At 55.1% G+C, this 14,053-nt stretch carries 11 protein-coding genes; all 11 read right to left on the reverse strand.

The genetic code is table 11. From position 1 onward, the window contains the following. Positions 1-737: 737 nt before the first annotated feature. The 11 genes from HMPREF1121_RS07795 to HMPREF1121_RS07845 all read right to left on the reverse strand — a co-directional run bounded on the left by HMPREF1121_RS07795 (position 738) and on the right by HMPREF1121_RS07845 (position 13,894). Positions 738-2,195 (reverse strand): fimbria major subunit, encoded by a 1,458-nt coding sequence (locus HMPREF1121_RS07795; protein WP_084152027.1) that lies wholly within the window; start codon positions 2,193-2,195, stop codon positions 738-740. Positions 2,196-2,298: 103 nt separating this feature from the next. Continuing rightward, positions 2,299-3,546, reverse strand: a complete 1,248-nt coding sequence (locus HMPREF1121_RS07800) for a DUF1015 domain-containing protein (RefSeq protein WP_044115699.1) — start codon at positions 3,544-3,546, stop codon at positions 2,299-2,301. Between the two features lie 51 nt (positions 3,547-3,597). After that, the gene (locus tag HMPREF1121_RS07805) at positions 3,598-4,521 is read right to left on the reverse strand and encodes an NAD(P)-dependent oxidoreductase (RefSeq protein ID WP_044115700.1); all 924 of its coding nucleotides are present in this window, start codon (positions 4,519-4,521) and stop codon (positions 3,598-3,600) included. Positions 4,522-4,654: 133 nt separating this feature from the next. Further along, entirely contained in the window at positions 4,655-5,731 is a 1,077-nt protein-coding gene (gene serC, locus HMPREF1121_RS07810) for a 3-phosphoserine/phosphohydroxythreonine transaminase (RefSeq protein WP_044115701.1), read from the reverse strand. An 893-nt stretch (positions 5,732-6,624) separates the two neighbouring features. Beyond that, positions 6,625-7,395 carry a YaaA family protein gene (locus HMPREF1121_RS07815; RefSeq protein ID WP_044115702.1) on the reverse strand — a complete coding sequence of 257 codons (771 nt, stop codon included), beginning with the start codon at positions 7,393-7,395 and terminating at the stop codon, positions 6,625-6,627. A gap of 45 nt (positions 7,396-7,440) precedes the next feature. Then, positions 7,441-8,136, reverse strand: a complete 696-nt coding sequence (gene mnmD / locus HMPREF1121_RS07820; protein WP_044115703.1) for a tRNA (5-methylaminomethyl-2-thiouridine)(34)-methyltransferase MnmC2 — start codon at positions 8,134-8,136, stop codon at positions 7,441-7,443. Beyond that, entirely contained in the window at positions 8,133-8,675 is a 543-nt protein-coding gene (locus HMPREF1121_RS07825; RefSeq protein ID WP_044115704.1) for an RNA methyltransferase, read from the reverse strand. Before HMPREF1121_RS07825 ends, mnmD begins: the two co-directional genes overlap by 4 nt. Positions 8,676-8,791: 116 nt before the next feature. Further along, positions 8,792-10,465 (reverse strand): hypothetical protein, encoded by a 1,674-nt coding sequence (locus tag HMPREF1121_RS07830; protein WP_044115705.1) that lies wholly within the window; start codon positions 10,463-10,465, stop codon positions 8,792-8,794. A gap of 16 nt (positions 10,466-10,481) precedes the next feature. Continuing rightward, on the reverse strand, positions 10,482-11,111 hold the full coding sequence (locus tag HMPREF1121_RS08690; protein ID WP_052353653.1) for a DUF3575 domain-containing protein: 630 nt from the start codon (positions 11,109-11,111) through the stop codon (positions 10,482-10,484). A 550-nt stretch (positions 11,112-11,661) separates the two neighbouring features. After that, positions 11,662-12,258 carry a hypothetical protein gene (locus tag HMPREF1121_RS07840; protein WP_156946067.1) on the reverse strand — a complete coding sequence of 199 codons (597 nt, stop codon included), beginning with the start codon at positions 12,256-12,258 and terminating at the stop codon, positions 11,662-11,664. Positions 12,259-12,265: 7 nt separating this feature from the next. Further along, the gene (locus HMPREF1121_RS07845) at positions 12,266-13,894 is read right to left on the reverse strand and encodes a hypothetical protein (RefSeq protein ID WP_044115707.1); all 1,629 of its coding nucleotides are present in this window, start codon (positions 13,892-13,894) and stop codon (positions 12,266-12,268) included. Positions 13,895-14,053 lie beyond the last annotated feature (159 nt).

The raw sequence follows: 14,053 nt of genomic DNA on the forward strand, positions 1-14,053 counted from the left end.
TCGAGAAGGGCGCGGTGCGACCTATATTGGTCGATGAGCGAACCTATATAGGTCACCAATAGTAAGCTATATTGCTTCGCGCGCGGACCTATATAGGTTCACCCGCTGACCAATATAGGTTACTCCTACTCCCCTACACAAAGGCATATACCTCCATCGCATAGAGCCCCGAAAACAAGGGCTATTTACCCTTAGAAAAGCACGAGTGAGAAGGGGGGACTCCAAGGAGCTCCCATCCCTTCACAATAGAAAAGCCCAACTCCATCCAATCGATGAAGCCGGGACACCCTTCGCTAAATATTTTAGTATTCTCTGGGCAAAACATCGCTCTATCTCGCTGATGCAAAGCGTAAAAAAGGATGGAGATACCCCATCCTTTTTACTATTAAACCCGCCTTTTACTGGTTATCCGCGGGGACACATGTAAAGGGAGATTAAAGTTTTTCCGCGGCGCGAAATTGCTTGCTTTTGCGCAAGAAACTTCACACCTTTGTTTTACCAATTCGAAGCAATCTTATCGTGCCTCAAATCTAACGGTCACCTCACCGGACCAGCGCCTGACAAATACACATGGATTGTACGGCCTCAGCTCTTCCTCCTTCCGAGCTGAGGCCGCTTTCTATCTATAACGTCCATACTCATCATCTGATCCATCCCCACCTCTCATAGAGAGAAGCCCCGCACTCAGCATCAGTTGTGGTGCGGGGCTTATACTTTACTCGGATGAATACGAGCAGCTACAGATGCGCCTCATGCGAACGGGTGACGACTGGCCTCACATGCACGACCGAGCGCAGATCGCGCTCCTCAGTCAGTGGGCGCTGATCCTTCGACAGGTCAGGGGGCAATGCAGAGCCTGGGCGCAGGATACGTGTCAGATGGATGCGGTACTCATTACCACGCACCAGCCCGTAGCGCCCATGCGCTGTCTTCTCGGGAGCTTCGCTATCATCGAAGTGGCGGATGGGGATCGTATAGTAGCAGTAGCCACGATGGTGGAAGCTGATACCATGTGACTCAAAGGGTGCAGACAGCGAGCCCTCCGTCAGCGCAGCCTCTTGGACAGCCTGCTGGAGACGTGCATTATCCGCCTTCCCCGTCTTGATGATTTGGCGTAGCTCATGCTCAGCATAGTACAAGCCATCGAAGCTGAACCAGCCTTCATCGCCCTGCAGGCTAAGCCCCGCAGGGATATAGGGGAAGCGCAGGATGACCGTGGGGACACCGCCAACGAGGTAGGCCGTAGGAGGCACGGTCGTCTCGCGGATGTAATAAGGCTGGCTCTTACGTGCCGCATCGAAGGCAGCTTCATTCGCGAGGAAGGCAGCACGTGGGAGCACCACCGATGTCTTCCCGAGGATCATGTCCTGAGTATAGTGAGCGAGGTACTCGCCGAAGTTCGTCGGAGCTGCGGTCGACCACTTCTCATAGAGGTAACTCGAGGGATAGCGGTCTGCAGCAGCCGAGCCATCGCCCGCCGTCTCCTTGACGCCCGAGCGCAGAAGTCCCAGCGGACGGAGTGGTGCCGTATAGCGCGTGACACCCGTCACCAGATAGTCCGCAGGAGCACTCCCCCGTGTGACACCCGAGGGGAGCTCGGGCTCACCATAGACGAAGACGCGTGCGAGAGCTGGCTCCAGAGTCACCTGCAGCTGAGGCGTTGACGCTCCGAAGGCGGAGGCAGGCACCGAGATAGCCCCCTGCTCATTGAGCTGGGAGACGGTAAGCTTAGAGCCCGAAGCAGTAGAGAGCCCATCTACAAAGAGGGTCATGTAGCCCGTGACGGCGCTCAGCGGCCGGCCGATAGCGATCTGCTCCAGCAGGGGACGGGTGGCATTCGCCACGACGACGAGCTTATAAGCCCCCTCGGGCAGGGAGAGATTGATGTCCTTCAGCTGCTCGGTAGAGGTAACCTTCACTTCACGAAGCTGGGTGGAGAGCTGAGTCGCCTCTGAATAGAAGGCAAAGTGAAGCGTGGAGATCTGGAGCATCGGATCCTCTTCGTCGAGTCCGCGCAGGGCAATGCTCCGTGGGGCACGTACCGAGAGGTGCAGGGTTGACGAGCCTTCTTTAGGCTGGGGCTTAGGCAGAGGCAAGCCATTATCTCGGGCACTACAGCCAGCGAGAAGCAGAAGGGAGAGGGACAAGGAAAGGGCACGCCGCATAGGCGCACCAAGGGGTAATGTGTAGCTCATGATGGATGGGTTGGGTGGTAAAAGAAGGGAAAAAGCAACAGCCCCCGAAGAACTCCCAGGAGGGAAGGCTTCGGGGGCTGGTGCGAAAGGGAGGGGCAGTCTCTTAGACGAGCTCGTGGATGATGAGACCTGAGCGGAGCTTAGGCTCGAACCACGTCGTCTTAGGAGGCATGATATTGCCCGAGTCAGCGATATCGATCAGCTGCTTCATAGAGACAGGGTAGAGTGCGAGAGCAAACTTCATCTCACCGCTATCGACGCGCTTCTTCAGCTCACCAAGGCCACGGATACCGCCGACGAAGTCGATACGCTTGTCAGAGCGGAGGTCCTTGATGCCGAGGATCTCATCGAGGATGAGGTTAGAAGAGATCGTCACGTCAAGCACGCCGATGGGGTCGTTGTCATCGTACGTACCGGGCTTAGCCGTGAGTGAATACCAGTGATCCCCGAGGTAGAGGGAGAAGTTGTGCAGCCCCTTAGGCGTGTAGATCTCCGTACCCTTGTCCTCGACGATGAAGTTCTTCTCCAGCTTCTGGAGGAGTTCTTCCTTCGTCAGGCCATTGAGATCCTTGACTACGCGGTTGTAGTCGATGATCGTCAGCTGGTCATCAGGGAAGCAGACAGCCATGAAGTAGTTGTACTCTTCGTTCCCCGTGTGATTGGGGTTCTGCTTACGCTTCTCATCACCTACGAGAGCAGCAGCCGCAGAGCGGTGGTGGCCGTCAGCGATGTAGAGAGCGGGCATCTCTGCGAAGAGCTCCGTGATGCGCTGGATGTCGGCAGCATCATCGATGATCCAGAACTCGTGACCGAAGCCATCGAGAGGAGCGATGAAGCTGTAGACGGGCGTCTCCTTGGTGTACTTAGCGACGATCTTATTGATCTCATCCTTCGCGGGGTAGGCGAAGAAGACGGGCTCGATGTTAGCGTTGTTCACGCGGACATGCTTCATGCGGTCTTCTTCCTTATCGCGGCGGGTAAGCTCGTGCTTCTTGATCACACCGCTCATGTAGTCTTCTACAGCGGCGCAGACGACGAGACCGTACTGCGTCTTGCCATTCATCGTCTGGGCATAGACGTAGTAGTTCTCCTTAGCGTCCTGTACGAGCCAGCCCTTCTCACGGAAGAGGCGGAAGTTTTCAGCAGCCTTCTGGTAGACCTTCTCTTCGTGCTCATCGGTGCCCACGGGGAAGTCAATCTCGGGGCGGATGATATGATAGAGAGACATCTCATTGCCTTCAGCCTCAGCACGGGCTTCTTCGCTGTTGAGTACGTCGTATGGACGAGAAGCTACACGCTCTACAAGGTCCTGTGGAGGACGGATACCACGGAAAGGTTTGATGATAGCCATGGAGGTTAAGTCTTATCTAAGGTGGGAAGATAGTGACGTAAGGTAGTCGGACTACTTATTCAGACGGAAGCGTTCGTTGCCTTCCTTGATGAAACCGACGATCTGACGAGCAGCAGCCAGACCAGCGTTGGTGTTGGCTTCAGACGTCTGAGCACCCATCTTCTTGGGGGTCGAGAAGTAACGGTCGCCAGCAGCAGCTTCGAATTCTTCGTGAGCGCCTGGACGGATATCAGCGAAGTAGCGGAGGTCTTCGCGTTCCTTGAGGAGGGCGATGAGCTCGGGTTCGTTGATAACTTCCTTACGAGCGGTATTCACGAGGATACCCTTCTTAGGCATGAGGCTCACGAGTTCGCGGCCGATAGAGCCCTTAGTCTCAGGCGTAGCGGGGATGTGGAGGGAGACGATGTCGCAGGTAGAGAAGAGTTCCTTCTGGCTGGCGACAGCGTGTACACCTTCCTTCTCGATGACTTCGGCAGGCGTGAAGGGGTCGTAAGCATAGATATCCATGCCGAAGCCCTTAGCGATGCGAGCTACGTTGCGGCCCGTGTTACCATAAGCGAGGAGACCAAGCTTCTTGTCCTTGAGCTCAGTACCAGAGGTGCCGTTGAAGCGGTTGCGTACGCCGAAGAGGAGCATAGCGAAGACGAGCTCAGCTACAGCGTTAGCGTTCTGTCCAGGAGTGTTCATCACGCATACGCCGTGAGCGGTAGCGGACTCGAGGTCTACATTGTCGTAGCCGGCACCAGCGCGGACGACGATCTTGAGCTGCTTAGCAGCGTCGAAGACCTCGGCATCTATGATGTCGCTACGGATGATGATTGCTTCGACGTCGGCGACAGCTGCGAGGAGCTCGGCCTTAGTCGTGTACTTTTCGAGGAGGACTACTTCGAAGCCAGCTTCGGTGAGGATTTGCTTGATACCAGCTACTGCGGGAGCAGCGAAGGGTTTTTCGGTGGCAATAAGAACCTTTGACATGATGTATAGATGTGTATTTGAAGCGTGTGAGATGGGGTAGAGATAAGCGACGGCACAGACCACTCTTCGCCCACAGCGATGAGGGTCGGGGTGGTCTGTGCCGTTACGTTTATCTTCTTAAAGCGAGGGAAGCTTAGTGCTTACGTTCGAATTCCTGCATCAGGTCGACGAGGAACTGGACACTGCTCTTAGGCAGAGCGTTGTAGAGAGAAGCTCGGAAGCCACCTACAGAGCGGTGACCCTTGAAGCTGTATGCACCGCGAGATACTGCGAAGTCGTAGAATTCCTGTTCGAGCTCCTTGTACTCGTCGTTGAGGACGAAGCATACGTTCATGATCGAGCGGTCTTCGGTATTGACGGTACCGCGGAAGAGGCGGTTGCGGTCGATTTCATCGTAGAGCAGAGCTGACTTTTCGAGGTTCATCTGCTCAAGGACCTTGACACCACCGAGTTCCTTGTACCACTTCATCGTCTGCAGAGCTACGTAGACGGGGAAGACAGGAGGCGTGTTGTACATAGAGTCCTTGAAGTGCGTGTCGTACTTCAGCATCGTGGGGATGATGCGGTTGTCTTCGATGTGACCTACAGCGTCGCGACGTACGATGACGAAGGTAACACCAGCAGGAGCGATGTTCTTCTGAGCACCACCATAGATGAGGTCGTACTTAGATACATCGACAGGACGCGTGAAGATGTCAGAAGACATATCCCCTACGAGACGGACCTTTACATCGGGATCGTAGCGGAGCTCCGTACCATAGACCGTGTTATTGCTCGTGATGTGGAGGTAGTCCACGTCATCGGGTACCTCATTCTTTTCCCATGGCTTGGGGTACCAGATGTAGTTGTCGTCCTTAGAGGAGAAGGTGATGACCTCACCGAAGGCCTTAGCTTCCTTAGCAGCCTTATTTGCCCACGTACCTGAATCGACGTAGGCAGCCTTCTTCTTGAGGAGGTTCATAGGAACCTGTGCAAACTGCAGGCTGGCACCACCACCGAGGAAGAGCACTTCGTACCCCTCGGGTACATCGAGCAGTTCCTTCATGAGGTTACGTGCTTCCTCCATCGTTGCGGAGAATTCCTTAGCACGGTGAGAAACTTCGAGGATAGAGAGGCCAGTTCCCTGGTAGTTAAGGACTGCACCAGCAGCATCTCTGATTACGCTCTCGTCGAGGATCGATGGCCCAGCCGAGAAATTGTGCTTCTTCATAAGAGCAGATATTTGTGGATGAATATTTATAGGAGCATCTATATGCGAGCAGCTGGCGACCTGCACGCTGCGATCATCGCCTCTGCTCGTAGCAAAGTTATCAATAAAAAGATGAATAGCAAGCCCTTCGCTTAGCTTTTATTTACCCCTTCGGAAGTGCCTCAGATAAAGCATTAGAAGATAGCTTAATAAAATACTTAATGATGCGCACTCGCACCCTCCTTCCCTGCCACTTCGGTGTGTGATATTGACAGGATAAGCGCTACCCTATCCCCATATCGCACCTACAAATCAAGACAAACGACAGAGAACACCCCCCTCTCGGCAGCTCACTTTCGCACGAAGCGAAGTCGGCTGATCGCATCAACCGCCCCCTTCTTCGCGCCCTTAGTTCGGCCCTTCGAGCCACTTGAGACTGTTGCCGCGAGTCCTGCCCTCTACTTAGGGTGCTAAGGCATCGCACGCCCAGCTCCCCGATATGCCTCTCCGAAGTGATACATAAGCCCTTCTCCTTATCGCGAGTATTCCTTATCCAGCGGAGAGAAAAGTGCTGTTCCCGTGAAGGAAAAAGCGCCTTCACGTAGTGCTTTTCATCTGTCTATGCACGTAGTCTTAAAGACCAGGCATGTAAATCCAAATATCCACGTACGTAGATTTATCGTCCACGCACGTAGCCCAAACTTATCTGCCACGCGTCCACAACTTTTATCCCTACGCGGAGCAACAATCTAAATACAGATCACTTCACAAAGCTATATAGCATTCTTCACCATCCTACATAGCTCGACACACGCACCCGACAGGCATAAATAAAAGCACCCAGCAGATAGACCTCATAGTAGTCTACTGCTGGGTACTTTTTATTTCTCCTATGGATATGCGAGGCGAAGGGCTTAGCCTAAGACAAATGTCCAGTCGCGATCGGTCGACTCCTCGGGCGCGAAGACAAAGCCCTCGGGAGTGAGCGCACGCAGGGCTTCCTCATCCTCGAGGCGCTGACGAATGACTTCGCCCGCCATCGCCCCACGCGCCATCTTCGTGTAGACGACGATTTGCTTGAGGCGTCCCGTAGGCTGGCGCACGAGGAAGGACGGCGTGATGACACGCACGGCACGCTCGACCTCCGCCCAGTGGAAGAGCCCACGCATCTCGTCACTCGCCAGGAAGAGGAGCGTACCGCCAGCACGCTTCACCTCCTCAATGAGGTAGGGCGTCAGGCGGTCACGCCAGTAGTCGAAGAGCCGCCCATCGAAGAGATCAGGGAGCTGTACCGCACCCTCCATACGGTCGTAGCGAATAGCTGTTTCGGGCGAGAGCAGCCCGTAGACGAAGGAGGTAATGCGCAGATGCTCGGCCGCATAAGCCCAGTCCTCCGCTGTGAACGTAGGGGGCGAGAGCTTACGGAAGACCATCCCCGTGTAGCTCAGCGCTGCGGGCATCTCGGTGACCTCGGGATCGAAGAAGGTGCGCAGACGGGCATAGACCTCGTCACGGAGCTTGGGGCTGAGCTGGAGCATCGAGGCAAGCTCCTCACGGCTGAGGCGAAGGACAGAGGCCATGATCGTACACGCCTCCTCAAGGAAGCGGGGCGAGGTCATCGTGAGGTCACGAGGTACTTTAGCCTTTGTCGCAAAAGTCTTGGCGGGGGAGATAAGTAGGAACATACGCAGGACAAGCGGAGGGATAGTAAGAGAGAATGATATGAGAGGCTACCTCGGCACACGAGCACGGAGCACCTCACGCTTCCCCGGAGGGCCAGGGAGACGCTCAACGAGGAAGCCCGCACGCTGGAGGCGACGGCGCACCTCGCCCTTGGCGCAGTAGGTCGTGAGGACAGCTTCGGGGAGGGCGACAGCAAAGAGGCGAGCGAAGAGCTCCTCTGCCCATAGCTCCGGCTGGCTATCGGGGGAGAAGGCATCGTAATAGATGACCGACAGCCCCTCGGGGAAGGTGCATTCGGTGAGGTCGCTGTGGAGCTTCTCGATGGTGAAGAAGGGGCTAAGCGCCACCGCCTCGCCCCACGGAGCGGTATGGAGTGCGCCGAGGGCTTCGCCCGGATCCAGTGGCCCCGTCACACCCTCATAGTGGAGGGCTTCGTAGACCTCGGGGCCGACGGGATATTTCTCTATGGAATAGTAATGTACGGGCCTGCGCTCTGCCTCGGCTCGCTGCCAAGTGAGGAGCGCATTAAGCCCCGTGCCGAAGCCGACCTCGAAGAGTCTGAGGGGCTCCGTCGCACCTCGCTCCGCACGGAGACGCTCCTCGAGTGCCATACCTATATATATATGTAGGCTCTCCTGCACGGCGCCATGCGTCGAGTGATAGTGTTCGCCAAAGGTCGGAGCAAAGAGCGTGAGGCTCCCGTCCTCGGTCGTCTCGACAAGGGGCGTAGCGTCGTGGCTCATCGGCTGAGTGTGGGGAGCAAAGGCGCAGCGAGCTGCCAGAGGGCGATACCTGCTGCGACGCTGACATTCAGGGAGTGCTTCGTGCCGTGCTGGGGGATCTCCAGCGAGGTCATGACCTCAGCCATCACCTCATCACGCACACCGCGCACCTCGTTGCCTAAGACCAGAGCATAGCGCACCCCAGGCTGAGGGACGAAGGTCTCCAGCGATACGCTGTCGTGGACCTGCTCCAGCGCCAGGACTTCGTAGCCCGCAGCACGAAGCTCGCGGACCGCCTCGACGCTGTCGGCAGCATAAGTCCAAGCGACCGAATCCTCGGCACCGAGGGCAGTCTTGTGAATATCAGGATGGGGAGGACGAGCCGTGATCCCGCAGAGGACGAGTCCCTCCAGACGGAAGGCATCAGCGGTGCGAAAGACCGACCCGACATTATTCATGCTCCGCACATCATCGAGGACGACGACGATGGGGAGCTTCGTTTCACGACGGAAGGCCTCTGTCGTGAGGCGCTCCATCTCCGTGATCTTTAGCTTCTTCATTGCCTGCAAAAGTAGTGAACTCGCACGTATCTCTCCCCCTATACAACGAAGCACCATGCAGCCGGGAGAGGGTGCATGGTGCTTCGTCGTAGTCTTGTGGGAGGGGAAGGGCGGGCTTATTCGTCCAGCTCTTCGGCTCCACTCTTGAGCTCTCGGACGAAGGCGGGATCCGTCATCAGCGGAGCCAATGCCGCCTCAGTCTCCGCCTTGTAGACGAGGAAGCTCTGGAGCTTCACTGCGCGCAGGAGGGCAGCCTTCGCCTCTTCGTGACGTGAGAGACGGGTGAGACAGATCGCCTTGAGGTACTCGACCTTGCCGTTGGCACCGAGCTGATTGAGCACCATCAGGGCACGCTCATCTTCCTCCATACCAGCCAGCGCCAGTGCGCCATTATAGTCGGGGTACTTACGGAGGTACTCGAGGGCACCACGGTAGTCACGGGCGGCCATACGCTCCAGACCGAGCTTGTACTCGGCAGCCGCCTCGGGCTTCTCGTTGAGGCGATCGATGAGGGTAGCATCGACGAGGTCATTGATCCCCGAGATGACGAAGGTCAGGGTATCGACACCACGCTGCATCCACGTGCTCTGGTCGATAGCTGAGATACGCGAGTCGACGATGACCTTCATACGCTTCTTCATCTGTGGAGTCACCTCAAGGTCACGGCTATAGAGATAGACGAAGTCCTTGTCAGGGGTGACGCCAGCTTCATACTGCGTCTCCTCGATGAGGGGGAAGTGGACGATGTGGCGACGGTAGGTATCGGCGTTCGTGCGGCGGCTCTCGTTGTGAGCGATAGCACGGAAGTTGTACGTATGCTGGGCTACCTCAAGGGAGTCCTTCTCGGTGAAAGACTTATTCTCGATGGAGTCCATCGTCCAGCCACGCTCGAAGAGCATACGGAACTTCCCAGGGACGTTCGTGCTGTCGAGTTGACGCTCGCCACGTGCCAGATAGGCGGCACGGCGCTCGGGACTATAGAGCATATCGAAGCCCTTACGCTGGCCGACGCTGTCGCGACCTGAGAGTTCGTCGCGGTAGGCCGCCCCGAGCATATCGAGGGCCTTCGCGTGGTACTTGGTGTCATAAGCCCCTGCACGAGCGGCATTCGCATTGAGGTAGCGCTCCTCCATGATACGGCGCCAGCGCTCATAAGCCAGCTGCAGGGAGAACTGACGGCGGTAAGCCGAATAGTAGTCCTGCTGCAGGCGTCCCATGAAGGAGCGATGGGCCTTGCGATTGAAGAAGACGCTATCATACTTCGAGGGATCGACGATGCTCTCTTGGAAGGCTAGCAGAGCCTTCTGCTCCTTGTCCTGAGCCGCCTTAAATTCACGTCCCTTCAGCACGACAGGGGGTAGCGTCATCGTCGTGTCCTCGGTGAGGAGGCGTGGGGAGAGGACGACCTGGTAGCGCTCGTCCATCAGCGCACGAGGCACGGTGACGAGGAAGGTGAGGTTGATACGACCCTTACGCAGGGTGGAGATCTTCACACGGGGGCGCTCAGCGGTGACGGTCACCGCCTCGATGACCTGTGTCTTGATGCCGTCTTCCTTGGGCTTCTCATCGCCCTTGGTGGCACGGCGTATCGTGTCGGCCTTCTGCGAATAGGTGACGATCTCGGAGAGCATACCTGTACGGCCGGCCTTCTCTTCCTTGTCGGTAGGCAGGTAGGCATGGGGGCGTGCCGAGGTGAAGTAAACTTTCTTCGTCAGCGGCTGAGCACACGAGCCGAGGACGAGCCCCGCCAAGAGGACGGAGGCAAGGGTATATATTTTCGTTCGATTCATCTATCTGGAGATTGCGTTAGAAGACATAGGCCAGGCTCAGGCCGATACGTGAGGGCAGGACCATGACGCGGCTCTTATCTGCCGTACGCACCTGCTTAGCGCTGTAGCGCTCATCGTAGTGGGTCCATACACCAGCCAGACCGACCTCTGCCTCGAGGTTCCAGTGGGGCGCAAGCTCATAGCTGTAGCCGATAGAGCCCCCAGCCCCGACGAGGAAGCCCTCAGAGTACGTCCTGGAGAGACTGCCCCCGCCAAAGCGGTAGACCATCCCGAGAGCATGCCCCGAGACGAAGAAGCCACGGTTGTAGACGCCCTTCGTCCAATAGCGCAGGGCTGGGCTGAAGGCCGCCATCTCGGCGTGCTCTACCGAGCCCCACTTCAGGCGCTCGCTGAAGCCGACATTACCCAGATGACCGTAGAGGGTATTGATAAGCCCGACGGGCATGGGGAGCTTGAAGAGGCCTGGGCGAGCCGAGAAGGAGAGCTGGAGCGAAGTGCGATCACCGAGCGCCACCGACGGCTCCACACTGATGGTCCCCGTAAGTAGGGCGGGGAGGTTGGCGCTCACGGCGAAGCGCTGTGCATGTAATCCCTCAGTCGCACCCACGAAGGCGAGGACGAGTAGGAGGGCTATTCGTCTGATCATTTGCTGAACGTTCTGATAAAATTTCATTGGGAGTGAGCTACTTCCAAGAGGATGGATAGCTCAGGAGTCATACCAAATTGGGTGCAAAGATACGCAATATCATTTTTTCACACATTCACACTTCATTCCGAATTATCACAGTTCCCTACCACTACACCCAAAGAGGCGTGGAGTAAATGGGCGCATTTGGCACAAATCGTATGAGAAGAATGGGGGAAGAAGAGGCGCACCGAGCAGGTGCGAAGCACTATGCGGATGCGTCACCACCCTATAGTCCTCTGACGCTGAACCCATAAAGTCCAGGGCACGAGCCAATAGATGAACGGACGACCGCCTCCGATTGGTACACACCCCACCCCACACGGATCCCCCCACATGAAGCAGACGAGCAAAAATAAAAAGCACCCGAGGCAAGCCACCCGCCAGCGCGAATCAATAAAGTAGCTGGCGAATAAAAAGAGTGTGGGGCAGTATCCAAGCGCTTGGATACTGCCCCACACTTGGGGAGATCGATGAGCGGGGCATCCCCTACTTCACCGAATGAGTTGCTCTAAAAGCGAATCCCGTAGGTCATCTCCAAGCTCACAGGGATCACACCCTCCGTTCTGGGTGTACGCCAGGGGCTCCCCCCTTCATTATAGGACATCTTGGTACGGAAGAACTCCAGGCCAGCGGAGAGTCCGATGTAAGAGTTCTCATTCACACCAAAGACCCAGCCGAAGCGTGGGCTAAAGCCCAGCGTGTACAGTGGGCGATCATACCCCTTGGGATAGGACGGCCCGAAGATCGTCGCACGATCCCAAGCGCCATTCAGGCGGACGCCTAAGTAGCCGCCCGTGTGGAAGAGATCACTCGCGGACTCTCCTGAGAAGTGCCAGCGGGGCTCCAGACTCGCGAAGGGAGTAAACCCACCGAAGCTGAAGCGCTTGCCATTTACATCCTTCTTGCCACTAAAACCAGCCTCAAGGACCAGCCCCGCCTTAGCCGTGACAGAGAAATGTCGACCAAGAGTCAGGTCATAGACCGCCGCATTATGCGAACCCAATTCGATACCCAAGGAGCGCTGACGCACCTGAGCTGTTGCCGTGCCCACCCCAACAAGGAAGAGGGCCATAGATAGAAATACCAGCTTCTTCATTATGTTCATATAAGAGTTACCATGACAAGTTGTACCCTTCCCAGCTGCCATTATATGCGATGGCATAGAAGTCTCCACCAACGAGAGTACCAGCTCTTTTACTTGAGGTAATTGAGAGATTCATATTACCAGCTCCCATATTCACACCTTCTACTGATGGCGTAAACGTATGGAAGTTGAAGCTGACATTGGGATCAAAGTGGGGTCTAGAGAAGTCAAAGCCGAACTTGTTTAGTTGCCCCTGATACTCGATCTTGAAATTCCCATATCCACCATCTAATTTAAAGTCTACTTCCGGCTGGTCTTCTTGACGATTTGTCATCCAGCCACCTGAATAGAATATATAGATACCATCTTGGGCATAAATAGGAACTGCACCAGGGACGAAATCATCCATCTTTAGAGCTTGTATCGTTCTCTCCAGCTCCGCTTTATCTTTCTTCGAGGTGAAGATATCATGATCTGCAAATCTCTGACGCTCCCACGATGCCCCAGCCTGAGAGCGAATAAGACTTTTAATCTTATCCCCAGCTATTGAAAGAACATCTTGATAGGTGAGCTTTGCCTTAAATAAGCCCAGCAGTGGCTCCGTGAGACCTAGTTCCGTCTTAAACCATGATGGATAGGGAAGACGAGATAAATAGTCACTCTGGCTTGCCGCATAGAGCTCATAGGGAGATGGATTAGGAATCTTTGCAAATGCCTCCTTGAGCGCCGCATACATAGTATTATCTGGATATGGATACTTGACCAAGGCATATCGATAACCCACAAGGATCGTATTTTTAGGCCAATACTTCATTTTCGCCCATCCTGGATAAAACATCTTCTTCTGTACTTTCGCAGTGATACCTATCGAGTGATACACAAGATAATCAAAGTCATATACAGCACAGTTCACACGACGACGGGGATTCGCAGGGAAAGTTGCCACGTGTGATTTTCGAACGGATATACTCTGAAATATCTTTCCTGCCCAAGTTATTCTTCGACCTCGTTCTTTGGGAAATGAGTTTAAGTCTGGAAGTGGTATATTCCCCGCCAAAACAGGACCGATACTCCTCGCCTCATTATCTCCGACTTCTTCCTGAGAATCAGGAGCATCTACGTCATCCTTAGAGAATTCGGCATTTGCAAAAGTCTCATACAAGTATACTTGTCCAACCTTGAACAAATGCTCACGAACAAGCTCACCTGCTCCAGGCTTATAGTCCTTAGCTACGGCTCTAAGCTCTTGCAAAGCCTTCTTCGGTGCATAGAAGGTTCCCGCAGGTGTAATACAATAAATTGTATCCCCTACCTGAATTTCACCACGCTCATTTAGGAGCTTTCGGAATGCCGTTTCTGGCACCATCACTGAGTAGGACAAGCTCGAGATAGAGTCCCCACTCAAAGTCCTTGGTTGATTAGATTTAAGCTGATCCGCAGGATGTGCTAGGCTTCGGCCTCGGGAATCGATGCCCTTCCCTTGTTTGACAGCTAGTTCAAGCTGTTCTTTGTTCTGGAACACAAGCAGATCCACGGACTCCCGCCCGCTACCACCATGTACATCGACCGAAGGCCCAAATACATCTTGCTCCTTTCGACAAGAAGAAATGGCAGATAGAACCACCATCAATCCCCATACGAGTCTAGTTGTTTTCATTCTTTGTTTTATTTGTTATAGCGATTTGGGCTGGGCTCCCAAGATATGCCTCAAGGAGAATCCGCCCTTCGGCCTGCAAAGATATAAAACAAATTCAATTAGCCTAAAAGGAGCAGCTTTCCGCCACCGAAGCCCGTACAACTCCCCACAAACGTCAGC

It is taken from the genome of Porphyromonas sp. KLE 1280 (assembly GCF_000700805.1).
Taxonomy (GTDB): domain Bacteria; phylum Bacteroidota; class Bacteroidia; order Bacteroidales; family Porphyromonadaceae; genus Porphyromonas; species Porphyromonas pasteri.

Excerpts from the sequence above, each read along its gene's own strand:
- HMPREF1121_RS07795 (WP_084152027.1), bottom strand. The coding sequence starts at position 2,195 with ATGAGCTACACATTACCCCTTGGTGCGCCTATGCGGCGTGCCCTTTCC.
- HMPREF1121_RS07800 (WP_044115699.1), bottom strand. The coding sequence starts at position 3,546 with ATGGCTATCATCAAACCTTTCCGTGGTATCCGTCCTCCACAGGACCTT.
- HMPREF1121_RS07805 (WP_044115700.1), bottom strand. The coding sequence starts at position 4,521 with ATGTCAAAGGTTCTTATTGCCACCGAAAAACCCTTCGCTGCTCCCGCA.
- serC (WP_044115701.1), bottom strand. The coding sequence starts at position 5,731 with ATGAAGAAGCACAATTTCTCGGCTGGGCCATCGATCCTCGACGAGAGC.
- HMPREF1121_RS07815 (WP_044115702.1), bottom strand. The coding sequence starts at position 7,395 with ATGTTCCTACTTATCTCCCCCGCCAAGACTTTTGCGACAAAGGCTAAA.
- mnmD (WP_044115703.1), bottom strand. The coding sequence starts at position 8,136 with ATGAGCCACGACGCTACGCCCCTTGTCGAGACGACCGAGGACGGGAGC.
- HMPREF1121_RS07825 (WP_044115704.1), bottom strand. The coding sequence starts at position 8,675 with ATGAAGAAGCTAAAGATCACGGAGATGGAGCGCCTCACGACAGAGGCC.
- HMPREF1121_RS07830 (WP_044115705.1), bottom strand. The coding sequence starts at position 10,465 with ATGAATCGAACGAAAATATATACCCTTGCCTCCGTCCTCTTGGCGGGG.
- HMPREF1121_RS08690 (WP_052353653.1), bottom strand. The coding sequence starts at position 11,111 with ATGATCAGACGAATAGCCCTCCTACTCGTCCTCGCCTTCGTGGGTGCG.
- HMPREF1121_RS07840 (WP_156946067.1), bottom strand. The coding sequence starts at position 12,258 with ATGAACATAATGAAGAAGCTGGTATTTCTATCTATGGCCCTCTTCCTT.
- HMPREF1121_RS07845 (WP_044115707.1), bottom strand. The coding sequence starts at position 13,894 with ATGAAAACAACTAGACTCGTATGGGGATTGATGGTGGTTCTATCTGCC.